General features: G+C 64.9%; 25 protein-coding genes and 1 pseudogene. 9 read left to right on the forward strand and 17 right to left on the reverse strand.

Features of this window, described 5'->3' with window-relative positions; genetic code table 11:
- Positions 1-53: 53 nt before the first annotated feature.
- The 8 genes from RX327_RS03430 to soxX all read right to left on the reverse strand — a co-directional run bounded on the left by RX327_RS03430 (position 54) and on the right by soxX (position 5,985).
- Positions 54-1,094 carry an MBL fold metallo-hydrolase gene (locus RX327_RS03430; protein WP_317249474.1) on the reverse strand — a complete coding sequence of 347 codons (1,041 nt, stop codon included), beginning with the start codon at positions 1,092-1,094 and terminating at the stop codon, positions 54-56.
- 339 nt (positions 1,095-1,433) lie between these two features.
- Positions 1,434-1,889 (reverse strand): hypothetical protein, encoded by a 456-nt coding sequence (locus RX327_RS03435; RefSeq protein WP_317249475.1) that lies wholly within the window; start codon positions 1,887-1,889, stop codon positions 1,434-1,436.
- A complete protein-coding gene (gene soxB, locus RX327_RS03440) occupies positions 1,886-3,634 on the reverse strand; it encodes a thiosulfohydrolase SoxB (protein ID WP_317249476.1) in 1,749 nt (582 codons plus the stop codon). The genes RX327_RS03435 and soxB overlap by 4 nt, the downstream gene beginning before the upstream one ends.
- A gap of 34 nt (positions 3,635-3,668) precedes the next feature.
- Complete coding sequence (locus tag RX327_RS03445) at positions 3,669-3,983, reverse strand: hypothetical protein (protein ID WP_152977645.1); 315 nt, start codon at positions 3,981-3,983, stop codon at positions 3,669-3,671.
- Complete coding sequence (gene soxA / locus RX327_RS03450) at positions 3,980-4,837, reverse strand: sulfur oxidation c-type cytochrome SoxA (RefSeq protein WP_317249477.1); 858 nt, start codon at positions 4,835-4,837, stop codon at positions 3,980-3,982. Before soxA ends, RX327_RS03445 begins: the two co-directional genes overlap by 4 nt.
- The gene (gene soxZ / locus RX327_RS03455; protein WP_028335327.1) at positions 4,834-5,145 is read right to left on the reverse strand and encodes a thiosulfate oxidation carrier complex protein SoxZ; all 312 of its coding nucleotides are present in this window, start codon (positions 5,143-5,145) and stop codon (positions 4,834-4,836) included. Before soxZ ends, soxA begins: the two co-directional genes overlap by 4 nt.
- A gap of 21 nt (positions 5,146-5,166) precedes the next feature.
- Positions 5,167-5,661 (reverse strand): thiosulfate oxidation carrier protein SoxY, encoded by a 495-nt coding sequence (soxY, locus tag RX327_RS03460; RefSeq protein WP_317249478.1) that lies wholly within the window; start codon positions 5,659-5,661, stop codon positions 5,167-5,169.
- 33 nt (positions 5,662-5,694) lie between these two features.
- Positions 5,695-5,985, reverse strand: coding sequence for a sulfur oxidation c-type cytochrome SoxX (gene soxX, locus RX327_RS03465; RefSeq protein ID WP_317251195.1), 291 nt, complete (start codon positions 5,983-5,985; stop codon positions 5,695-5,697).
- A gap of 266 nt (positions 5,986-6,251) precedes the next feature.
- Between soxX and RX327_RS03470 the strand changes: the two genes are divergently transcribed.
- On the forward strand, positions 6,252-6,935 hold the full coding sequence (locus RX327_RS03470; protein ID WP_317249479.1) for a DUF938 domain-containing protein: 684 nt from the start codon (positions 6,252-6,254) through the stop codon (positions 6,933-6,935).
- Positions 6,936-7,004: 69 nt separating this feature from the next.
- Positions 7,005-7,460: a DUF4304 domain-containing protein gene (locus RX327_RS03475; protein ID WP_160321757.1), complete on the forward strand. Its 456-nt coding sequence runs from the start codon at positions 7,005-7,007 to the stop codon at positions 7,458-7,460.
- Between the two features lie 40 nt (positions 7,461-7,500).
- Here RX327_RS03475 and RX327_RS03480 read toward each other — a convergent pair whose 3' ends face one another.
- Complete coding sequence (locus RX327_RS03480) at positions 7,501-7,749, reverse strand: hypothetical protein (protein WP_050385058.1); 249 nt, start codon at positions 7,747-7,749, stop codon at positions 7,501-7,503.
- Between the two features lie 86 nt (positions 7,750-7,835).
- Here RX327_RS03480 and RX327_RS03485 point away from each other — a divergent pair, with 86 nt between their 5' ends.
- The 3 genes from RX327_RS03485 (at position 7,836) to RX327_RS03495 (ending at position 11,324) form a co-directional block, all read left to right on the forward strand.
- On the forward strand, positions 7,836-8,333 hold the full coding sequence (locus RX327_RS03485; RefSeq protein ID WP_317249480.1) for a type II toxin-antitoxin system HicB family antitoxin: 498 nt from the start codon (positions 7,836-7,838) through the stop codon (positions 8,331-8,333).
- Between the two features lie 357 nt (positions 8,334-8,690).
- Positions 8,691-9,935 carry an MFS transporter gene (locus RX327_RS03490; protein ID WP_317249481.1) on the forward strand — a complete coding sequence of 415 codons (1,245 nt, stop codon included), beginning with the start codon at positions 8,691-8,693 and terminating at the stop codon, positions 9,933-9,935.
- 171 nt (positions 9,936-10,106) lie between these two features.
- Positions 10,107-11,324: an MFS transporter gene (locus RX327_RS03495; RefSeq protein ID WP_317249482.1), complete on the forward strand. Its 1,218-nt coding sequence runs from the start codon at positions 10,107-10,109 to the stop codon at positions 11,322-11,324.
- A 286-nt stretch (positions 11,325-11,610) separates the two neighbouring features.
- Here RX327_RS03495 and RX327_RS03500 read toward each other — a convergent pair whose 3' ends face one another.
- On the reverse strand, positions 11,611-12,051 hold the full coding sequence (locus RX327_RS03500) for a helix-turn-helix domain-containing protein (RefSeq protein ID WP_050385055.1): 441 nt from the start codon (positions 12,049-12,051) through the stop codon (positions 11,611-11,613).
- Positions 12,052-12,133: 82 nt separating this feature from the next.
- Here RX327_RS03500 and RX327_RS03505 point away from each other — a divergent pair, with 82 nt between their 5' ends.
- Entirely contained in the window at positions 12,134-13,000 is an 867-nt protein-coding gene (locus RX327_RS03505; RefSeq protein WP_317249483.1) for a class I SAM-dependent methyltransferase, read from the forward strand.
- Entirely contained in the window at positions 12,993-13,427 is a 435-nt protein-coding gene (locus RX327_RS03510) for a DUF2938 domain-containing protein (protein ID WP_244482134.1), read from the forward strand. The genes RX327_RS03505 and RX327_RS03510 overlap by 8 nt, the downstream gene beginning before the upstream one ends.
- A 351-nt stretch (positions 13,428-13,778) precedes the next feature.
- On the opposite strand, the gene RX327_RS03515 is transcribed toward RX327_RS03510, so the two are convergent.
- Both RX327_RS03515 and RX327_RS03520 read right to left on the reverse strand, forming a co-directional pair.
- Positions 13,779-14,273, reverse strand: coding sequence for a VOC family protein (locus RX327_RS03515; RefSeq protein WP_317249484.1), 495 nt, complete (start codon positions 14,271-14,273; stop codon positions 13,779-13,781).
- Between the two features lie 136 nt (positions 14,274-14,409).
- A complete protein-coding gene (locus RX327_RS03520; protein ID WP_317249485.1) occupies positions 14,410-14,955 on the reverse strand; it encodes a carboxymuconolactone decarboxylase family protein in 546 nt (181 codons plus the stop codon).
- A gap of 170 nt (positions 14,956-15,125) precedes the next feature.
- On the opposite strand from RX327_RS03520, the gene RX327_RS03525 reads away from it, so the two are divergent.
- Positions 15,126-16,310 carry an acyl-CoA dehydrogenase family protein gene (locus RX327_RS03525; protein WP_317249486.1) on the forward strand — a complete coding sequence of 395 codons (1,185 nt, stop codon included), beginning with the start codon at positions 15,126-15,128 and terminating at the stop codon, positions 16,308-16,310.
- A 150-nt stretch (positions 16,311-16,460) separates the two neighbouring features.
- Complete coding sequence (locus RX327_RS03530; protein WP_317249487.1) at positions 16,461-17,600, forward strand: acyl-CoA dehydrogenase family protein; 1,140 nt, start codon at positions 16,461-16,463, stop codon at positions 17,598-17,600.
- Between the two features lie 97 nt (positions 17,601-17,697).
- On the opposite strand, the gene RX327_RS03535 is transcribed toward RX327_RS03530, so the two are convergent.
- The 5 genes and pseudogenes from RX327_RS03535 to RX327_RS03555 form a co-directional block, all read right to left on the reverse strand.
- On the reverse strand, positions 17,698-18,735 hold the full coding sequence (locus tag RX327_RS03535) for an amino acid ABC transporter substrate-binding protein (RefSeq protein WP_317249488.1): 1,038 nt from the start codon (positions 18,733-18,735) through the stop codon (positions 17,698-17,700).
- A gap of 58 nt (positions 18,736-18,793) precedes the next feature.
- Positions 18,794-19,387, reverse strand: coding sequence for a L,D-transpeptidase (locus RX327_RS03540; RefSeq protein ID WP_317249489.1), 594 nt, complete (start codon positions 19,385-19,387; stop codon positions 18,794-18,796).
- A gap of 273 nt (positions 19,388-19,660) precedes the next feature.
- Positions 19,661-19,789, reverse strand: coding sequence for a DUF2474 domain-containing protein (locus tag RX327_RS03545; protein WP_152977644.1), 129 nt, complete (start codon positions 19,787-19,789; stop codon positions 19,661-19,663).
- Between the two features lie 100 nt (positions 19,790-19,889).
- Positions 19,890-20,891, reverse strand: coding sequence for a cytochrome d ubiquinol oxidase subunit II (gene cydB, locus RX327_RS03550; protein WP_028335960.1), 1,002 nt, complete (start codon positions 20,889-20,891; stop codon positions 19,890-19,892).
- Positions 20,888-22,295, reverse strand: a pseudogene (locus RX327_RS03555) (cytochrome ubiquinol oxidase subunit I). Before RX327_RS03555 ends, cydB begins: the two are co-directional and overlap by 4 nt.
- Positions 22,296-22,374 lie beyond the last annotated feature (79 nt).

Below are 22,374 nucleotides of genomic sequence, written 5' to 3' on the forward strand. Positions count from 1 at the left end.
CCCGGAATCTCGAGGTTCCGGGTTCGATGCTTCGCATCGCCCCGGAACGACTATCATCCCATCACCACCGGCCCGCCGGCCTTCTTCCAGGCGTCGATGCCGCCTTCGATATGCGCGGTGTTCGCCAGCCCCGCCTTCTTCGCGGCCGCCACGGCCATCGCCGAGCGCTCGCCGAAGGCGCAGAAGAACACCACACGGCGGCCGGTGGCGGCCGCGACCTCGCGCAGCATGCCGCCGGGCTTCAGGGTGGCGCAAATCCCCGGATAGGGTGCGTGCAGCGCGCCCGCGAGCGTGCCGTGCTTGGCCCGCTCGCCGCTCTCGCGCAAATCGACCAAGAGGATATCGGGCCGGCCGAGGCTCGCGATGGCGTCGCCCGCGCTGAGGGAGAGGCCTTCCTTGGCGAGCTCCTCCTGATGCAGGCCGACATGCATGTTGGCGGGCACCGCCACGTCCATCATCTTCGGATTGGGCAGCTTCAGGTTCGCCATCAACTCGATATATTCGTCCACCGAGCGCACCTGGAGCCGAGGATTGTAGCGCTTCTCCTCGCCGATGGTGGAGACGGTGTCGCCCTTGTAGTCATGCGCCGGGAACACCATCGTCTCGTCCGGCAGCTTGAGCAGGCGGTTGAAGATCGAATCATACTGGGCGCGCGAGGATCCGTTCTGGAAATCGGTGCGGCCAGTGCCGCGGATCAGGAGCGTGTCGCCGGTGAAGACGCGGTCCCCCATCAGATAGGAATAGGAATCGTCGGTGTGACCCGGCGTGTACATCACGTCGAGCGACAGGCCCTCGATCGTCACCTTGTCACCGTCGGCCACCCGCATCGCCACCACGTCGGCCTTGGTCTGGTCGCCCATCACGGTCATGCAATGGGTGCGGTCGCGCAGTTCGCCGAGGCCGGTGACGTGGTCGGCATGCAGATGGGTATCCACTGCCTTCACCAGCTTGAGGTCGAGCTCGCGCAGCAATTGGCAGTAGCGGTCGACCTTTTCCAGCACGGGATCCAGGATGAGCGCCTCGCCGCCGGCGCGGCTGGCCAGGAGATAGCTGTAGGTGCCCGAAACGCTGTCGAAGAGCTGGCGGAAGATCATGGCGGCTTCCCTATTCTCCGGGCCGAGTCACATGGAGGATATTATTCCATAGATGGGGTCTATTCAAAGCAAATCCATCCCCGCCCCAGCCGGATCCCGCCACCCTGAGGAGCGCGCTTCTGTGCGCGTCTCGAAGGGTGGAGGGCCCGGGTCTTTCCACGAATGGGACAAGGCATCTGGGCCGTGCATCCTTCGAGGTTCGCTCCGCTCGCGCTCAGGATGACGGGATATGCATCGAGGTCGTGGAAGAGACGAAGTTACGGCCGCACGTAACGCCAGCCCTGCTCCTGCGGGCGGCGCGTTCGCGCGACCCGTCGGCTCGCGATGATGACGGGGCCGTTACGGCCGGACCAGCGTGTATCCGTTCTCGGTGAGCAGCAAAATCTGTGCGACGCCGACCTGCACCGGCGTGGCAGCGGGGATGAACTCCGGCCGCTTGCCGGTTTCCCGCTCGATCGTATCGACGGTGTTGAGGCAGATGTCGAAGCGAACGCCTTGCGCGATCAGGCTCTCGACCTGCTTGCGATTCGGGTTGTCGGGCTTGAGCAGGCCGATGCCCGGGCCGAAGGCGACGATCTCGACCGCGACCTTGTCGGGATCGTAATGCTTCATCAGATTGTTGGCGACGCTGATGACGAGGCCCTGCTTCCTCGCATCGCCGTCGGAGAGTTGCAGCACGACTCTGTGCTCGGCGAACGGCTTGTCCTGGAACGGCGCCAGCTGCGCGCGGGCGAGCGGCGTCGCCAGCGCGATCGCCGCAAGGCCGAGCGCCGCGATCAGCGCGCGGCGCGTCATCCGTGCCTCGCGATGCCCGGGTTATCCTCGACGCCTTTCAGCGTCACCCCGGGTTCGTCACGGTTCGGCGGCCGGCCGGAGCGCAGATGCCTGGCGACGACATCCCAGATCGGCGCGCCGCTCTGCTGGTTGACCGAGGCCCAGCCCGCGACCTTGTAGTGCTTGCCGACTTCGAGATGCCTGCCGTTGCCAAGCTTCAGCTCGGAAATGCGCTTGCCGACGGTCTCGGTCGGCGTGCAGGTGTAGCTGAGCCCGCCGACGCGCACCATGTCGCCGCCCTGCTGATAATAGGGATCGACGTTGAAGAGATTGTCGCAGACGTCCTCCAGCAGGTCCTTGATCTGGCTGCCGGTCATTTTGGCGACGTAGGTCTCCGGATAGGTGATCGCGGTCTCAGCCAGCAGATCCTCCATGGTCAGTGCCTGGCCGGACAGCGCGGTGATGCCCCAGCGGAATCCCGGCGACAGCGCGATCTCGGCGTCGAGCTCGGCACGCAGCGCGGTGCAGATCATCTCGTCGACGGGCCCGGAGAAATTGCCGCGGCGGTAGAGCAGCCGGTCGGCCGAGGCCAGCTTGTTGTTCCATTCGTCGACATGCGGATCGCGCATCTTGTCGATCAGCGTCTGCATCGCAGGATCGGGCTTCAGCAGTTCGGCGAACACCGGCAGCAGCCGGTAGCGGACATTGGCGACCTTGCCCTTGGCAAGATCGAGATCGAGCACGCCGATGAACTTGCCGTTGGAGCCGGCATTGGTCACCAGCGTGACGCCGCCGGCATTGGTCACCGTGATCGGGATCGGGATCGCGTCGTGAGTGTGGCCGCCGAGGATGACGTCGATGCCGGTGACCCGGCTTGCGAGCTTGAGGTCGACATCCATGCCGTTGTGCGACAGCAGGACGACGGCATCGACCTTGTCGGTGCCCCGCAAGGCATCGACATGCTTCTGCAACTCCTCCTCGCGGATGCCGAAGCTCCAGTCCGGTGTGAATCGCTTGGGATGCGCGATCGGAACGTAAGGGAAGGCTTGGCCGACGATCGCGACGCGATGCCCGCCGATCTCCTTGATTATCGAAGGCTTGAACACGCGGCCCGTGGCCTTGTCGAAGGCGGGGGCGTCGTTGAACGCGGCTTCCTCGGTCAGGAACACGTTCTGCGCCAGGAACTCGCCCTTGAAGCGCTCGAGGTTGTCGCGCAGCGACTGCTCGCCATAGGTGAATTCCCAATGCCCGGTCATCGCCTCGATGCCGAGCAGATTGGCAACCTCGACCATGTCGGCGCCGTTCATGGCGTTGGCGAGCGCCGAGCCCTGCCAGAGGTCGCCGCCGTCGAGCAGGATCGAGCGCCTCTCGCCGACATCGGCGCGCAAGCGGTCGACCAGCGTCTTCAGATGGGCAAAGCCGCCGAGCTTGCCGAAGCGGCCTGCGGACTTTTCGAACTCGAAGCAGGTGAAGGCATAGGCATCCGCGCTGTCGGGCCGGATGCCGAACCGCTCCAGGAAGGCGCGGCCGACCAGGTGCGGCGGCCGTCCCGCCATCTCGCCGATGCCGATATTGACGCTGGGCTCGCGGAAATAGACCGGATTGAGCTGCGCGTGCGTGTCGGTGATGTGCAGGATCCGCGCGTTGCCGAACCGCTCGATGTCGTAGATGCTCGCGGTCTCGGCGCTGCGCGCAAGGCGGGGCAGGCCGGCCGTCAGCGTTGCGGCGGCCGCAGCTTTCAGGAATTCCCGGCGGCGGATGATCATCATTCTCTCCGCGCGGCCCCTGGCCTGCGCGCTCTTAACGAACTTCCATGTCCTTCCAGCGTTCCTTTTCGCTGGTGGCCTGGAAGATCGAAGCCTTTGCCAGTGCCTCGGCCTCCTTGGCCTTGGCGACTGCGGCGTCGAAATCACCAGCCTCAGCGGCCTTTTTTGCGGCAGACAGTGTCGAGGCGGTGGTGGTCCACTGGTTGCGCAGGCTGCCTGCCTCCTTGTTGGCGGCTTCGGCGGCGGCGTAGGCGGCCTTGTAGTCGGCCTCGGAGGCGGCGAGGGCACAGGTCGCGGTCGCGATCAGCAGGGCTGATGCTGCGAGGACAGCTTTGATGGCCGCGCTCATGGCCGTGCTCCCGGACCCGAAATCGGCAGGCCGTTGCTGACATAGGACAAATAATATTCGAGGTTGCGGTACTCGTCGTCCTGCGGATTGAGCGGCACGCCGCGGGTCTGGCTGTTGCAGGTGACGAAGCGGCGGCTGGTGGTGCCCATGCCGCTCCATTCGGAGCGGTAGATCGGCATCGCGTTGAGGATGCCGAGCGCCGGTGCCAGGGTCTCGGCGCGGATGCGCTCACCGGGGCTCTGCACATGGCAGCTGGCGCAGGAGAAATTCATCTGGCCGCGCCGCGTGTAGAAATAGCGCTTGCCGTTCTCATACGCCGCCAGCGCACGGGGATCGTCGGGAATCCTGATGTCCATCGGCTTGCCGCGCGAGGTGTAGGCCATGTAGGCGGTGAGCGAGGCCATCTCGTCCTTGACGTAGGAATAGGGCGCTTCGCCATTGGCCTCGCGGCAGCGGTTGAGCGCGAGCTCCAGCGTGACGACCTTGCCGTCCTTCTCGTCGAAATAGGGATAGTTCTGTCGGATGCCGATGCCGCCGTTCGGGAAGCAGTCGGCGTAGGTCTTGCCGTTCTTGAACGGGGTCGAGAACATCTCCTTGCCGGCATCGAGCGCGAACTCGTAGGGCGGGAATTCCTCCTTCTCCTGCCATTGCCTGTGCAGGTCCTCATTCATCGAATAGGGCCCGTTGACGAAGTCCTCGAGCTTCAGCTTGGGGAATTTGCCGGTGAAGAATTTCTGGAACGCCGCCTTGTCGGCGGCGGGATCGACGGTGTCGGCCGCCTGCGCTGGTGCGCACGCCAGCAAGCCGAGCGCGAGCGTGGCTATTGTTGCGCGGATTGCGAGGCACCGCGTCATTGAATCTTCGCCGTGGTGGTGTCGGTCGCGCCCTTGTTGTCGACCCAGCTGACCTTCAGATCGTCGCCCTTCTTGCCGCCCTTGAAGGCGAACTTGACATAGGGGTCCTTGGAGACGCCGCCGCCCCAGTCGGCGACGAACACCGGCTTGCCGTCATATTCGAAGCTGAGCTGCTGGATGAAATGCGGCGGAATGATCTCGCCCTTGGCGTCCTTGACGAAGCCGGAATCCATCGGATGCTGGATCAGCGCCTGCACCTCGGTGGTGTCGCCGTTTGACGTGGCGCGCACGCGAATGCTCGATGCCATCTGATTATCCCTTGATTGAACTCAGCCGCCGCAGCCGCCGACGGTGACCTTGATTTCCTTTTTGGCGCTGTAGAGCTTGCCGCCGGCCTCGACGATCACGGTGACGTTGCTGGTCTTGGCCATCTTGATGCGGTTGGAGACGGTCGGCAGCGTGCCAGCCGGAATCCTGTATGAGGCGACCAGCGAGATCGGATTCTCGCTAACCAGAAACGAGATCGAGGTGACGTCGGCCAGCGTCGTGGTGGCCGAGATCGGCACCACGCCGCCATTCTCGGCGATCTCCGGCGCGTCGAGCTTGACCTTGTCGGACGGCTCCGCGGTCTTGCCATAGAGTGACTTGATCGCGTCGGCCTCGTTCTTCTGCTTGAACGCCTCTTCCGGGTATTTGTCGTTGGCCGCGGCGCGCGCCTGCGGCCCGTCGAACGGAATGACCCCGAGGCCGATCAGCGCGGCGACGCCGGCGCCCTTCAGCACCATGCGGCGCGCTTTGAAAAATTCGCTGGTCGTGATGTTCATCGAAAAAAATCTCCTCAAGCGACGGTCGCGGCGTCACAGCGTCTGCAGGAAGTCCACCACCGCGCCGATTTCCTTCTCGGTCAAAATCCGGTTCCGGCCGAACGGCGGCATCATGGTCTGCGGATTGCGCTTGGTCTCGTCGGTCACGATCGCGATCAACTCGTCACGGCTGTATTTGGCCTTCAGGCCGCTCAGCTCGGGCCCGATCGTTCCCGGCAGGTCGCCGCCTTTGATGACGTGGCAGGTCAGGCAATTGCCCTTGCCGCGGTCGAAGGCGAGCTTCTCTCCCTCGGCGGCGGATTGGGCCTGCGCGGGCGCGGCCATGGCGGTGCCTGCCAGCAGCGCCAGGACGAAGGCTGGCTTGGAGAAAGTGGCGATCAAGGACGTTTCCCGGGCTTCAATCTCGATGATCCCATCGCAATATAACAGAGTGGAAAGCACAAAGGCCATCGGCTGGCAACACGGAGAATAGGCGCGTTGCGGCGGGGTTAATGCCACAGGGGCAGTCCGGAACTGGAGCGCATGTCCTGCGCCTTCCGCCTGTCATGTTTGTGCGGTTGAGATGCGGTTGAGGCGTAGGGAGAAGCGCGGTGGCGGAATTCGTGGCGGAGTTCGGCAAGGATGGCCGGCCGGTCGAGGCGGACGGGCGGCTCGATGCGCCGGCGTTCCATCGCAACCATCAGCCGATCTGGACCGTCCTGAAAGACTACCTCACCGGCCAATCCGGCGACGTGCTGGAAGCCGGCAGCGGCACCGGCCAGCATGTCGTCTATTTCGCCGGTCAGACGCCCGACATCACCTGGTGGCCGAGCGATCTCCATGCGGCGCACCTGCGCAGCATCGAGGCCTGGCGCGCGCATGCCGCCCTTACCAACATCCGGCCGCCGCAGCCGATCGATCTGTCCGACCCGGCCTGGTCGCCGGCGCTGCCGGACGGCAAAGGTCCGGACGAACTGCTCGCGATCTTCTGCGCCAATGTCATTCACATCGCGCCTTGGGCCGTGGCCGAAGGCCTGTTCGCCGGCGCCGGTCGCTTTCTGCGCGCCGACGGCAAGCTGTTCCTCTACGGCCCCTTCAAGCGCGACGGCAAGCACACCGCGCTCAGCAATGCGGTGTTCGACACGTCGCTGCGCGAGCGCGACGCCGAGTGGGGGGTGCGCGATATCGCTGATCTCGAGACGCTTGCGGAGCGCGTCGGGCTGAAACTTGCCGGTAGTTTCGAGATGCCCGCCAACAATATGATCCTGATGTTTGTGCGGGCACAATCGCGATGAAACTGCGTCCATCTCCCGTATACGGCGAGATCTGGACCTCAGTCATTGATGTCTATCGGGCCGGAAATAATGAATCGGACTGCATTCAATAAGGATCTATTCGAAGCATTGCTGGAGCAGGGCTTCGTGAGGGATCAAGATCTGATGCGCGTTTCAAACGACCGAGTGGTTACGCTCGTGGGAGTTCAGAAGGGCTTTGGCAGTCAATGGTTCATCAATGTCGGTTTTTGGTTCAGTGGGGGAGGAATTGAGGAGCCCGGGAGCGTGGAGCAAACGCATCTGTATTTTAGGCTCGAAAGACTATTTCCTCAGCATAGAGAAATCATCCTTGCCGCGGGTGACCTTAGAGACGCAGGGCAACCGGAGGCATACCAAAGACTCGCAGAGCTAATCGGCAGCGAAATTGCAACCAATGTGAAGCGACTTGGTACGGAAGAGGGACTCGTTGAAGCCTATCGTGCGCGCCGTTTGGAGGGCGGTTTAGTGACCAAGGTTGCGAAAGAGTGGCTTTTGGCAAAGAGCTGACTTGAGGAGCGCGTTGCGCGGAGCCTTGGCTCTACCGATCCTACAGATCGGGCGCTTGCCAGCTCAGTTGTAAGCGAGGCACCATCCGTCCCCGCGCAGCCAGCAGCGCTCGTCGGGAATTCCGGTGTCGCGGGTGAGCCGCGTCACTCCATGGTCCCGGGCCGACGAAGTGCTCGCGGGGAATGGCGGCGAAGGCCTCCGTCAGCCGCGGATCGATGGTGTTGGCGGCAGCCAGGATCTGCTTGGCATAGGCCGCGCGGACGATGCGGAGTTCGGCTTGCGGGTCCATTGCCGCGCGCTCCCGTGATGTCGCGTGTTGTGTGATTTGACACACCGGGGTGTGTGAAATAGCATACTGCGACGACGGAGGCCAGAATGAAGAGACGGCTTTATCCGGCCGTGCTGGAGCGCGGTCCGCGCGGCGCGTTCGGGGCGTGGTTTCCGGACTTTCCCGGCTGCGTCGCCGCGGGACGATCGCAGGAAGATGCGATCGAGCGCGCCGAGCAAACGCTGGCGCAGACCGTCGACGGCTGGGTCGAGCACGGCAAGCCATTGCCGGAGCCGACGCCGATCGAGCGCATCGTCGTGCCGAAAGGCTCGGACGTCGCGGCCTTCTTCATCGTTGGCGTCGATCCGCCCGACCCCTCCGAGCGCGTCAACGTCTATCTGCCGAAGAGCCTCATCGCACGGATCGACAAGCGCGCCGCCGAGCTTGGCATGAGCCGTTCGAGCTTTTTCGGCTTTGCCAGCTCGCTCGCGCTCGAATGGCCGGGCGGCTATCCACGCGGCGCCCCGATCGCGCCGCGCTCCAGGGTCCACAAGACTGGCGCGCTGCGCGCCGAGAAGCGGCCGGGCAAGAAGCCTGCGCGGTAAGTGACACGCGACGTAATACATGTGACGTCGTCCTGGCGAAAGCCAGGACCCATCACCCCAAATGCTGGTTGTTGAGTGTAGCTGGGGCCGCGATCCCTCTCACAACAAGAACTCGGTGGCTATGGGTCCCCTGAGTTCGCAAACGAAGTGCAACACTTCCTTGAGGAGGTGTTGCCATGGGGCGGACTTACAAGCAGCTCTCTCTGACGACGTCGGAGTGTGAGTATTCGACCGGGCCAACCCGCGTGCGCCTCCTGCATGGCGTACGTCCGTTTGCGCCGGTTGATCGGCTTCGACCCGCTCTCCATAGTGCGCCCGATTGGAGGCTCCCGCCGGGGCTTCGGGGCGGGACTGCCGATGATCGACGTGACAGCTGCGGATGAGGCGAGCGACGACGCGCGGGCGCGCAGCAATGTATGGCGGCTTGCCGCCGCGCAGGCGCTGACCGGCGCCAACTCCGCGGTGATCTTCGCCACCGGCGCGATCGTCGGCGCCACACTCGCGCCCGACATGTCGTTCGCGACCGTGCCGATCTCGATGTATGTGGTGGGGCTCGCTGCGGGCACGCTGCCGACCGGCGCGATCTCGCGCGCCTATGGACGACGCGTCGCCTTCATCATCGGTACCTTCTGCGGCACGCTCACCGGCGCGCTCGGCGCCTGGGCGATCCTGCACTCGTCGTTCTGGCTGTTCTGTGTCGCGACCTTCCTTGGCGGCCTCTACGGCGCCGTGGCGCAGTCCTATCGCTTCGCCGCCGCCGACGGCGCCAGCGCGGCCTACCGTCCGAAGGCGGTGTCCTGGGTGATGGCGGGCGGCGTGTTCGCCGGCGTGCTCGGTCCGCAGCTCGTGCAATGGACCATGGACGTCTGGCCGCCCTATCTGTTCGCCTTCTCCTTCGTGATGCAGGCGCTGGTCGCGCTGGTGGCGATGGCGGTGCTCTCGGGCGTCGACGCGCCGAAGCCTGCGGCTGCGGATCTGCATGGCGGCCGCCCGCTGCTCGAGATCGCAAGCCAGCCACGCTTCATCGCGGCGGCGCTGTGCGGCGTGATCTCCTATCCCATGATGAACCTGGTGATGACCTCGGCGCCGCTCGCCATGAAGCTGTGCGGCCTCAGCGTGTCCGATTCCAATTTCGGCCTGCAATGGCACATCGTCGCGATGTACGGACCGAGCTTCTTCACAGGCACCTTGATCGCGCGGTTCGGCGCGCCCGTCATCGTCGCGCTCGGGCTGGCGCTCGAGGCGGTGGCCGCGATGATCGGACTGTCCGGGATCACCGCGATGCATTTCTGGGCGACGCTGATCGTGCTCGGCGTCGGCTGGAATTTCTCCTTCATCGGCGCCTCCGCGCTGGTGCTGGAGACGCACCGGCCGCAGGAGCGCAACAAGGTGCAGGCCTTCAACGATTTCCTGGTGTTCGGCATGATGGCGATCGGCTCGTTCTCCTCCGGGCAGCTGCTCGCCAATTACGGCTGGAATGCCGTCAACTGGGTGGTGTTCCCGCCTGTGCTGCTCGGCCTCGCCGTGCTTTCGTTCGCTTCATTCGCCAAGCGGCGGACGAAATTGCGCGCGGTGGAAGAAATCCCGGATCCCAGCATCTAGGCATGTTCCGGAAAAGTGCGCCGCGACTTGGTGCAAGAACATGCCCAAGAAGGTTTTCTGCTGCCAATTGCTGACACTTCGATCCGTTTCGAAGTGACCGGCTTGCACGGCTCCCTACATCGTGAGAACGGATAAATCCGGTCATGACGATGTCGGAAGCAAGAGCAAGAAATGGACGCATCCTCACCCACGCTATCAGACGAGTCCTCGCTTGGTTATGAAGGCTGGCGCATCGTCGCGGTCTGCTTCCTGCTTGCCACCTTCGGCTGGGGTCTCGGCTTCTACGGCCAGAGCGTCTATGTCGCCGAGCTCCAGCGCGCGCGGGGCTGGCCGACGACGCTGATCTCCGCGGGGACGACGTTCTTCTATCTGTTCGGCGCCGCGCTGGTTGCCTTCGTCAGCGAGGCGATCAAGGCGTTCGGCGCGCGCAGCTGCCTGATTGCCGGCACGCTGGCGATGGCGGCGGCCGCGGTCGCGATCGGCGCGGTGCGCGAGCCCTGGCAGCTCTATCTCGCGAATGCCGTGCTCGCCTTCGGCTGGGCCGGCACCAGTCTCGCCATGATCACCAACACGATCAGCCTGTGGTTCGACCACAAGCGCGGCATGGCGATCAGCCTCGCGCTGAACGGCGCCAGCTTCGGCGGCATCGTGGGCGTGCCGCTGCTGGTGGCGGGGATCGGCACGTTCGGCTTCTCCGGCGCGATGATCGCGGCCGCGGTGCTGCTGATTGTGGTGATGGTGCCTGTGATCCTGATCTTTGTCGGGCGGCCGCCGGCGCATCTGCACGCGGTCACGGCCGCCGCTGCCGACGCGCCGTCGGCGACGCAGGTGCGCAGCCGGGCGCTGCGTGACGTCGGCTTCCTCACGGTGACGATCGCCTTCGCCCTGGTGCTGTTCGCCCAGGTGGGCTTCATCGTGCATCTGATCGCCTATCTCGATCAGGTGATCGGCCGCGAGCGCGCGACGGTGGCGATGGCGCTCTTGACCGCCATGGCCGTGGTCGGCCGCGTCTCGTTCTCCTTCGTGATCGACCGGCTCAACCAGCGGCTGGCATCGGCGCTGTCCTTTGTCAGCCAGACGGTCGCGCTCGCCGTCATCATCAATGTGCACAATGACGTGGCGCAGATCGCCGCCTGCGCGCTGTTCGGCTTCTCGGTCGGCAATCTGATCACGCTGCCGGCGCTGATCGTGCAGCGCGAGTTCGATCCGCGTGCGTTCGGCGTGCTGGTCAGCCTGATCACCGCGATCAACCAGATCACCTACGCCTTCGGCCCCGGCGTGGTCGGGCTGCTGCACGACCTCTCCGGCAGCTATTCGCTGCCGTTCTACGGCTGCATTGGCCTGGAGCTGATCGCGGCGGCGACGATCATGATCGGCCGAAAAACGTAGCCCGGATGAGCGAAACGATATCCGATCTACCTTTCACCTCCCCTTGAAAAGGGGAGGTCGCTTTGCTCACAGAGCAAAGCGGGTGGGGATCTGCTCTCTCCACTTGGAGCGGAGCCTGCGGCCGACCCCCATCCCGACCTTCCCCCTTTCAGGGGGAAGGAGACGCACCCTTAGCCCGGATGGAGCGCAGCGCAATCCGGGGCCGGTATCCGCGGCGAAAGCGGCCCCGGATTTCGCGGAGCCTGTCATCGGGCGCGCGTTCGCGCGACCCGTTGGCTCGTCCGGGCTACGATCTCTTTCGCTGTGCCTTCTTCGCCTTCCTCGGCTCGCTGATCTTGCCGGCCGCTGCGACCCGCAGCAGGCGGCGGAAGGTCGGGCATTCCATATGGCTCGGCGCCGGGCAGACGGCGGCGTGGCGCAGGCCGTCGCGCATCGAATTGAGCCTGCGGATGGTGCGGTCGAGCTCGTCGGCCTTGGCAGAAAGCATTTTCCGGTCGATGCGCGGTCTTCCATCGGGCGCGAACATCCTTGCGATCTCGTCGAGTGAGAAGCCGGAGGCGCGCCCGAGCGCGATCAGCGCCAGCCGGTCGAGCACGGCCGAATCGAACAGGCGGCGCAGCCCGCGCCGGCCATGCGAGGCAATCAGCCCTTTCTCCTCGTAGAAGCGCAAGGTCGAGGCGCGCACGCCCGACAGTGCCGCCACCTCCGCGATATCGATGTCCCGCATGGCCCTTGACCTCAAGTTCACTTGAACTGGCAGTATTCAGCCTATCGCTTGCCCGAGGCAGGCATCAAGAAGGACGAGAATCATGGGTGTCGCACCGCAAGCCGACGACGAGCAGGTCAAACTCTGGAACGGCGCCGCCGGACGCGCCTGGGTCGAGACGCGCGAGGTGCTGGAAGGGATGTTCAGGCCGCTTGAAGAGCTGCTCGTTGAGGCGGTGTCCGATGCCGCGGCCAGCCGCGTGCTCGATATCGGTTGCGGCACCGGCGCCACGACTTTCGCTGTGGCCCACGTGCTCGGCGGCCGGCAAGGGCATTGCACCGGCATCGACATTTCCGAGCCGATGATCGCGGCGGCGCGCGCCCGCGCGGAGCGGGAAGGGCGGCCGGTCAGCTTCATCTGCGCCGACGCGCAGACCCATCCGTTCGCGCCCGCGAGCTTCGACATGATCATCTCGCGCCTCGGCGTGATGTTCTTTGCCGATCCGGTGCAGGCTTTCGCCAATCTGCGCCGCGCAGCGCGGCCGGGTGCTGCGCTCCGCTTCATCGCGTGGCGCGGCGCCGCCGAGAACCCGTTCATGACGACGGCGGAACAGGCAGCGAAGCCGTTGCTGCCGGATCTTCCGGCGCGGCGCCCCGATGCGCCGGGGCAGTTCGGCTTTGCCGACCGGAAGCGGGTCGGAAATATCCTGGAGGATAGCGGCTGGGACGCGATCGCGATCGAACCGGTCGATGTCGCCCTCGGCTTTCCGGCATCGGAGTTGGCCCGCTATGTGAGCTGGCTCGGCCCGGTCGGGACGATGCTGCAGGCGATGGAAGAGCCGCACCGCACGCAAGTGATCGAGACCGTGTGCGGTGCCTTCGATCGTTACATCCACGGCAACAACATTCGCTTCACCGCGGCGTGCTGGATGGTCGCGGCACGGGCGCCGGCGGCGGCCGCGCATGGTTGACGCCGTGGAGTTCGTGGCGAGCGCGGTGCTGATCGGGGCCGGCGCGACCGTCGTGATGGACATCTGGGGGATGGTCCGCAAGCGCCTGCTTGGCGTTCCGTCGCTGGACTATGCTCTGGTCGGCCGCTGGCTCGGCCATCTCGTATCCGGGCGCCTGTGCCACGACCGCATCGCCGCGTCACCGCAGGTCGCGGGCGAACGGGTCATCGGATGGGCCGCGCATTATCTGATCGGGATCGGCTTTGCCGGCGTGCTGCTTGTGATGTTCGGCCTCAATTGGGCGCGGCAGCCCACTATGGCTCCGGCTCTGACGGTCGGGATCGGCAGCATAGCCGCGCCGTTCCTGGTGATGCAGCCCGCGATGGGCGCCGGCATCGCCGCGAGCCGCACGCCCCATCCATGGGCGGCGCGGCTGCAGGGCCCGTGACGCACACGGTGTTGGGGGTGGGCTCTATGTGGCCGGCCGGCTCGCGCACCTGCTCCTGAACCCGTAGCCTCACCTCCCCTTGAAAAGGGGAGGTCGCTTTGCTCACAGAGCAAAGCGGGTGGGGATCTGCTCTCTCCACTTGGAGCGGAGCCTGCGGCCGACCCCCATCCCGACCTTCCCCCTTTCAGGGGGAAGGAGACGCACCCGTATAGCCCGGATGGAGCGCAGCGCAATCCGGGGCCCGTATCCGCGGCGAAAGCGGCCCCGGATTTCGCGGAGCCTGTCATCGGGCGCGCGTTCGCGCGACCCGTTGGCTTCAGCCGGGCTACAAGCTCCTTCCGGGCTACGGAATTACCCCGCTCGCTGCTTCAGCAAATCCTCAACGTCCAGCCGTCGCGTGAACATCGCGAGCTTGCCGTCCGCGCTGCGCGGCCATTCGGCCTCGGGGCGATCCCAATAGAGCTCGACGCCGTTCTCGTCGGGATCGCGCAGGTACAGCGCCTGGCTGACGCCGTGGTCGCTGGCGCCGTCGAGCTGGATGCCGGCCGACAGTACCCGGTGCAGCGCATCGGCCAGGGCCGGCCGCGTCGGATAGAGGATCGCGGTGTGAAACAGCCCGGTCGTGCCGGGCGGCGGTGGCGAGCCGCCTTTACTTTCCCAGGTGTTGAGTCCGATGTGGTGGTGATAGCCTCCGGCGGAGATGAAGGCGGCGCCCGAGCCCATGCGCTGCATCAGCTCGAAGCCGAGCACGCCGCAATAGAAGCCGAGCGCGCGATCGAGATCGGCGACCTTGAGGTGGACGTGGCCGATCCTTGTGCCGGCGATGATGGGGGGATTCTCTGGCATGAGCGGACTCCGTTGACGTCAATGCCCCCGCCATCAGGGGCGAGGTTTCGCCGGCTGATATAGTCCGGATTTGCCGACGTCGGAGCGATCGATCCGGAAACGCAGCGTTTCCGAAAGGCGCCACGGTCGGCCGGGCCTAGCAGAGTTCCGACACCTCGCCGTCGGGCAGGCCGAACTCGAACGTGTTCAGCGTCATCGACACCAGCGTGTAATAGCCGCACAGCCCGATCACCTCGACCAGGCCGCGTTGGCTCAGCACCTCGATCGCCTCGTCATACAGTGCCTTCGGCAGGCCGTGACCTTCGTGCAGCGCCTTGGCGACGTCGTAGATCACCCTGGCCTTGGGCTCGTCGAAGGTCGGCGTCCGGCGCACGCGAATGTCCTCGATGATCTTCGGGTCGAGGCCGCCCTTAAGCGCGAGGCGCTTATGCGCGTACCATTCGTAATGCGCGGTCCAGTGCCGCGCCGTCACCAGGATCGCGATCTCCGAGAGCTTTGCCGGGAATATCGTGTCGAAGCGCATGACCTCGCCGAGCCGCGTCGCGTGACGCGCCATCTCCGGGCTGTTGAGCCAGGCCATCATCGGCGCCGGCGGCTTGCCGCGCTTGCCGGCAATCGCTTCGTCATAGGTTTCTTTCTGGGCGGCGTTCATTTCGCTAGGCGAAAGCAGCTTCAGCCGCATGTCCGTTTCCTCTTGTTTTTCAAGCGTTACCCCATCTCGGCGATACACCCGATCGCGCGCAGTGAGTAGCGACGCCAGAGCATGGCGCGGCCGCGAGGCATATTGAATTCGGCGGCTGCGTAGGTCTAAGGTCGAATCCAATTCGACGATTTTTTGACTGGAAACGCACCATGGCCGACCTCGAGAAATTCCGCGCGGAGACCCGCGCCTGGCTGGAGCAGAACTGCCCGGCGGAGATGCGCAAACCGATGACCTCGGATGGCGACACCTTCTGGGGCGGACGCAACGCAAAATTCTCGTCCGAGCCGCAGCGCATCTGGTTCGAGCGGATGCGCGACAAGGGATGGACCGTCCCTGACTGGCCGAAGGAGTATGGCGGCGGCGGCCTCGATGGCGAGGAGGCCAAGATCGTGCGCCAGGAGATGGCCGCGATCGGCGCGCGTCAGCCGCTGACCTCGTTCGGCATCTCGATGCTCGGACCGGCATTGCTGAAATACGGCACCGAGGAGCAGAAGAAGGAGCATCTGCCGAAGATCGCGGCGGGCGAGATCCGCTGGTGCCAGGGCTATTCCGAGCCGAACGCCGGCTCCGATCTCGCTTCGCTCCAGACCCGCGCCGAGAGCGACGGCGACGACTTCATCATCACCGGCCAGAAGATCTGGACGTCCTATGCCAATTACGCCGACTGGATCTTCTGCCTGGTGCGCACCGATCCCACTGCGAAGAAGCATGACGGCATCAGCTTCATCCTGTTCGACATGACCTCGAAGGGCGTCTCGACCAAGCCGATCCTTTTGATCTCCGGCTATTCGCCGTTCTGCGAGACCTTCTTCGACAATGTCCGCGTGCCGAAGTCGCACGTGGTCGGCACCATCAACCGCGGCTGGGACGTCGCGAAATATCTGCTCCAGCACGAGCGCGCGATGATCTCGGGGATGGGCGAGCGCGGCGTCGGCCGGCCGCTCGGCCAGATCGCGGCGGACTCGGTCGGCACCGATGGGCAGGGCAGGCTGGACGATGCCATGCTGCGCGGCCAGATCGCGCGTTTCGACGTCGATGAAGCCGCGCTCGCGGCCTGCGCCGAGCGCGCGGTCGATCTCGCCAAGGCCGGGCAGGCGCATCCGGCGTTCTCGTCGGCGATGAAATATTACGGCACCGAGCTCAACAAGCGCCGCCACGAGATCCTGATGTCGGCCGGCGGCGTCGATGCGCTGGAATGGGAGAGCGAGCGCTCCAAGCAGGGCGCCCGCCCGCGCGCCTGGCTGCGCACCAAGGCCAACTCGATCGAGGGCGGCACGTCCGAGGTCATGCTCGGCATCGTCGCCAAGCGCATCCTGGATCTGCCGGGGGCCTGATTGTAATCCCTCATCCTGAGGAGCGCGGAACGCGCGTCTCGAAGGATGAGGCCACGACATCGGCCCCATGGTTCGAGACGGCGCTGGCGCGCCTCCTCACCATGAGGGTCAACAGTTAACTCGATGAGATAATGTAACGGAATCCATCCCATGGCCCTCGTCCTCACCGAAGAACAATCGATGCTCCGCGACAGCGCGCGCGGGCTGATCAGCGACAAGGCTCCGGTGTCGCACCTGCGCGGCCTGCGCGATGCCAAGGATGCCACCGGCTTCTCGCGCGATCTCTGGAAGACCTTTGCGGAGATGGGTTTCTCCGGCCTGCTGGTGCCGGACCAGTTCGGCGGCAGCGGGCTCGGCTGCGTCGAGGCCGGCATCGTCATGGAGGAAATCGGCCGCACCTTGATGCCGTCGCCGTTCCTCGCGACCTCGGTGCTCGCCGCCTCGGCGCTGTCGCGCGGCGGCAGCGAGGCGCAGAAGGCGCAGCATCTGCCGAAAATCGCCGACGGCTCGCTGCTGGCGGCGCTCGCGATCGATGAGGGCGCCAAGCATCGCCCGCTGCAGACGAAGTTGCAGGCCACGCGCTCCGGCAACGGCTTCAAGCTGTCGGGCGACAAGGCCTTCGTGGTCGACGGCCACACCGCTGACCTCCTGATCGTCGCCGCGCGCACGGCCGGCAGCGCCGGCGACAAGAACGGGCTGACGCTGTTCCTGGTCGATCCGAAGGCGAAGGGGCTCGCGGTCGAGCGGACCGCGATGGTCGATGCGCACAATGCGGCGCGGATCGAATTCGTCAATGTCGAGGTCAATGCCGACAGCGTGCTCGGCGAGGTCGATCAGGGCTTCGGGCTGCTCGAAGGCGTGCTCGATATCGGCCGCGGCGCGGTCGCCGCCGAAATGGTCGGTCTCAGCGAGGAGGTGTTCGGCCGCACCGTCGAGTACCTGAAGAGCCGCAAGCAGTTCGGCAAGCTGATCGGCGAATTCCAGGCCCTCCAGCACCGCGCCGCCGAGCTCTATGTCGACATCGAGATCACCCGCGCCGCGGTGATGAAGGCGCTGCAGGCGATCGATACGGACATCGACAAGGCCGCAACCGCGGTCGCGGTCGCGAAAGCCCGCGCCGGCACCACCGCCACGCGCGCGGTGCAGGAAGGCGTCCAGATGCATGGCGGCATGGGCATGACCGACCAGTTCGACATCGGCTTCTTCATGAAGCGCGCGCGGGTGTGCGAGGAATTGTTCGGCGATGCCAACTACCACACCGAACAGCTGGCGAGCGGCAAGGGGTATTGATCTCAGTGCGTCATTCCGGGATGGTCCGAAAGGACCAGACCCGGAATCTCGAGATTCCGGGTTCGCTTCGCGCCCCGGAATGACGGTCTGATTGCCGTTACCGGATCGGCGGCGCGTACTGGACGCCACCGGCGTTCCAGAGCTGGTTCATGCCGCGCGGGATCTTCAGCTTGGAGTCGGCGCCGATGTTTCGGTCGTACATCTCGCCGTAATTGCCGACGTGGCGGATGATGCGGGCGGCCCAGTCCTTGGTGAGGCCGAGCTGCTCGCCGTAACGGCCTTCGGTGCCGACGAGGCGCATCACTTCTGGCTTCTTCGATTTCAAGGCCTCGTCGATGTTCTCAGAGGTGACGCCGAGCTCCTCGGCGTTGATCATGGCGTACAGCGTCCACTTCACGATCATCATCCAGTCGTCGTCGCGCTGACGCACGACGGGGGCGAGCGGCTCCTTGGAGATCATGTCCGGCAGGATCATGTGGTCGCCGGGTTTCGAGAGGTTCAGCCGCAGCGCATAAAGCTGGGAGACGTCGGCCGAGAGCGTGTCGCACTTGCCGGTGTCGTAGGCCTTCACGACGTCGTCGAGCTTGTCGAACTTCACCTCTTCATACTTCATGTTGTTGACGCGGAAATAGTCGGCGAGATTGAGCTGCGTCGTGGTGTTGGCCTGCACGCAGACCTTGCTGCCGTTCAGGTCGAGCGCGGAATCGATGTTGCGCGACCGCGGCAGCATGAAGCCCTGGCCGTCATAATAGGCGACCGCAGGGAAATAGAGGTCGTAATTGGTCTCGCGCGACATGCTCCAGGTGGAGTTGCGCGAGAGGATATCGACCTTGCGGTTCTGCAGCTCCTTGAACCGCTCATTGGCGTCGAGCGGAACGAACTTCGCCTTGCCCGGATCGTTGAAGATCGCGGCGGCGACGGCGCGGCAGAAATCGACGTCGAAGCCGGTCCAGTTGCCCTTGTCATCGGGGATCGAGAAGCCCGGCAGGCCCTTGTTGACGCCGCACAGCACTTCGCCCCGGCGAACGGTGCGCTTCAATGTGCGGGTGTCGTAACGCTCATAGGTGATGGCGGCGGCCGCAACCAGTGCGGCGATCGCGAGCCCGATCGTCAGGCCGCCTCGAAATGTACGCATGGGTTCTCTCTCGGGAAGGGTCGGGGAAAATCAGGGCGGAATCGAAGGCGGGTAGAGATTAGAGCTCGGGCTTCTGCCGGATGACGACCTTGGTGCCAACAGGAACGCGATCATAGAGATCGGCAACGTCATTGTTGACGAGGCGGAAGCAGCCGGAAGACACCTTGGTGCCGATCGTGTCGGGGCGGTTGGTGCCGTGGATGCGGTAGACCGTGGTGCCGAGATACATGGCGCGGGCCCCCAACGGATTGCCGGGGCCGCCGGCCATGAAGCGCGGCAGATAGGGCTGACGCTGGATCATCTCCGGCGGCGGCGTCCAGTCCGGCCACTCGGCCTTGCGGGTGATGCTCACGAGGCCCTGCCATTGAAAGCCTTCGCGGCCGACGCCGATACCGTAGCGGAGCGCGCGGCCATTGCCCTGCACCAAATAAAGGTGGCGCTCGGCGGTCGCGACGATGATGGTGCCCGGTGCCTCATTGGTCCGGTAATATACGACCTGCTTTTGCCATTCCGGGTCGAGCTCGTAGCCGTCGTCGGCAACAAGGCCGGGCTCGTCGGCGTCCGGGCGGTTCTGGGCGAAGCCCTGCGACGTCGACAGCACGAGCGCACCCGTCGCGATCAACATCCAGACCAGGTGACGAAACTTCGTCATTGAAAGCTCTCCTTGTTGGCACGCGGCCAAATGGTTGCTCCACCCAAAATGCGCATGATCCGCCAAAGTGTGAGCGTTTGGCGATCAGATCGTGCGCCACCTTAACTTGAGCGAGATCGGACGCAAAACCGGTCCACGCTTTTGCTGATCTCGCTCGCGAACATCAAATCTCAGTGACAGCTTGATGGCAAGTTTAGGGCGAGCCTTGATCTAGATCACTGTAATGCTTCTGTTTTTTATCGCGATGAATGATCGACGGACGGGCCGGCCGCCTCATTTCGGCGCGATCCAGAGTCGCAAGGCGAACGAGATCAGCGTCACGGTGCCGACGCCGCCGAGCCAGAGCACCGCGAACCACAGCAGGCGCTGGCCGAGTGGCCGCTGATTCGGCACCAGAGCCATTTCCGTTCCGATGGAATCGGAACGGGGCTCTGGATTCTTGTTTTGACGCGTTTTCTTGAAACGAACCGGGTCCACTTCGCTGGAAAACGCTTTAGCGGCATCAGTGGTATCCGTGGCCGGGGCGCACCTTGCCGCGGAACACCCAATAGGCCCAGGCGGTGTAGCCGAGGATCAGCGGCACCAGGATCGAGACGCCGACCAGCATGAAGACCTGGCTGTTCGTCGGTGCCGCCGCCTGCCAGATGGTGATGCTCTGCGGCACGATGTACGGATACATGCTGATGCCGAGTCCGGCATAGGACAGCGCGAACAGCCCGAGCGTCAGGAAGAACGGCTGGTGGTCGTTCTTGTTGCTCAGCGCGCGCAGCAGCAGCGCGGTGACGGCGGCGACCGCGATCGGCACCGGCGCGGTGAGGATGATGTTGGGCCAGGCGAACCAGCGCTGGGTGTATTGCACGCTGAGGAACGGCGTCGCGATGCTGACGGCGCCGATCGCGCAGAGCATCGCGATCAACAACATCCAGCTCAGATGATAGGCGCGGTCGCGCAGCTCGCCCTCGGTCTTCATCACCAGCCAGGTCGCGCCGAGCAGCGCGTAGCCGATCACCAGCGCGACGCCGGTCAGGACGCTGAACGGCGTCAGCCAATCCCACCAGCCGCCGGCGTATTGGCGTCCCTCGACATGGATGCCCTGCAGGATGGCGCCGAGCGCGATCCCCTGCGCCAGTGTCGCAAGCAACGAGCCGCCGGCGAAGGCGATATCCCATTTGTTGCGCGCCTTCTGGGTCCGCCAGCGGAATTCGAAGGCGACGCCGCGGAACACGAGGCCGAGCAGCATCGCGATCATCGGCGTGTAGAGCGCCGGCATCAGCACCGCGTAGGCGAGCGGAAACGCCGCCATCATGCCGCCGCCGCCGAGCACCAGCCAGGTCTCGTTGCCGTCCCACACCGGCGCCACCGTATTCATGATGACGTCGCGGTCGGTCTTTTGCGGAAACAGCGGAAACAGGATGCCGAGGCCGAGATCGAAGCCGTCCATCACGACATAGACGAACACGGCAAAGGCGATGATGAAGGCCCAGATCGTGGCGAGATCGATCATCGCGCGCCCTCCACGGCAGTGCCGGCCGCCGGCGTGATGCCGGCGGCGCGGGCGGGAAGATCCTTCGTCGGGCCTTGCTCGCCGGGATGCGGCGGCTGCGCCATCAGCCGCAGGATGTAAATCACGCCCGCCGTGAACACGGCGAAATAGACGATGATGAAGGCAATCAGCGACGAGCCCACCGCTGGCGCCGCCAGCGGCGACGCCGAAATCGACGGTGCGCAGCAGCCCGTAGACCGTGAACGGTTGCCGCCCGGTCTCCGTGGTGATCCAGCCCGCGAGCACCGCGATGAAGCCGGCGGGGCCCATGAGGACCGCGAAGTGATGCAGCAGCGGCGACTGGTACATCATCCCCCGCCAGCGCATCAAAAGGCTGAGCAGGCCGAGCCCCATGATCAGGAAGCCGAGTCCAACCATGATGCGGAACGACCAGAAGGTGATCGGCACCGGCGGCCAGTTCTCGCGCGGCACGGTGTCGAGGCCGGCCAGCGGCGCGTCGAGCGAATGCTTCAGGATCAGCGACGACAGTTTCGGCACCTCGATGGCATACTTGACCTTCGCTTCACGCTGGTCGGGCCAGCCGAACAGGATCAGCGGCGCGCCGTCCTTGTGGCTCTGGTAATGGCCTTCCATCGCCATCACCTTGGCGGGCTGGTGCTCCAGCGTGTTGAGGCCGTGCTGGTCGCCGGCGAGGATCTGGATCGGCGCCACCAGCGTCGCCATCCACATCGCCATCGAGAACATCACGCGCGCTCCGGCCAGATGCTGGTCGCGGAGCAGATGCCAGGCGCCGACCGCGCCGACCACGAGCGAGGTGGTGAGGTACGCCGCCAGCACCATGTGCACGAGGCGATAGGGGAACGACGGATTGAAGATCACCTTGAGCCAGTCGGCGGCGACGAACTGGCCGTCGGCGTTGACGGCGTGGCCGGTCGGTGTCTGCATCCAGGAATTGGCCGACAGAATCCAGAACGCCGAGATCAGCGTGCCGATCGCGACCATCAACGTCGCCACGAAGTGCAGCCTGGGGCCGACGCGTTCGAGCCCGAACAGCATCACGCCGAGGAAGCCGGCCTCGAGAAAGAATGCGGTCAGCACTTCATAGCCAAGGAGCGGTCCGAGCACCGGCGACGTCTTGTCGGCAAACACCGACCAGTTCGTGCCGAACTGGTAGGACATGACGATCCCCGACACCACGCCCATGGCGAAGGCGACAGCGAAAATCTTGAGCCAGTAATTGAACAGGTTGATGTAGACCTCGCGCCTGGTGGCAAGCCACAGCGCTTCCAGCACCGCGAGATAGCTCGCAAGCCCGATCGAGAATGCGGGAAACACGATGTGGAACGACATCGTGAAAGCGAATTGCGCGCGGGCGAGTACGACCGCATCCCAGCCTTCGAACATTACGCACCATCCGTCGTCGACCTGGCGTGGACCTTACCACGTCAGCTGTGACGACAAAGAGGGCGGATTGTCCGACTAG

Origin of the sequence: Bradyrhizobium sp. BEA-2-5 (assembly GCF_032918025.1) — a bacterium.
Classification (GTDB): Bacteria; Pseudomonadota; Alphaproteobacteria; order Rhizobiales; family Xanthobacteraceae; genus Bradyrhizobium; species Bradyrhizobium pachyrhizi.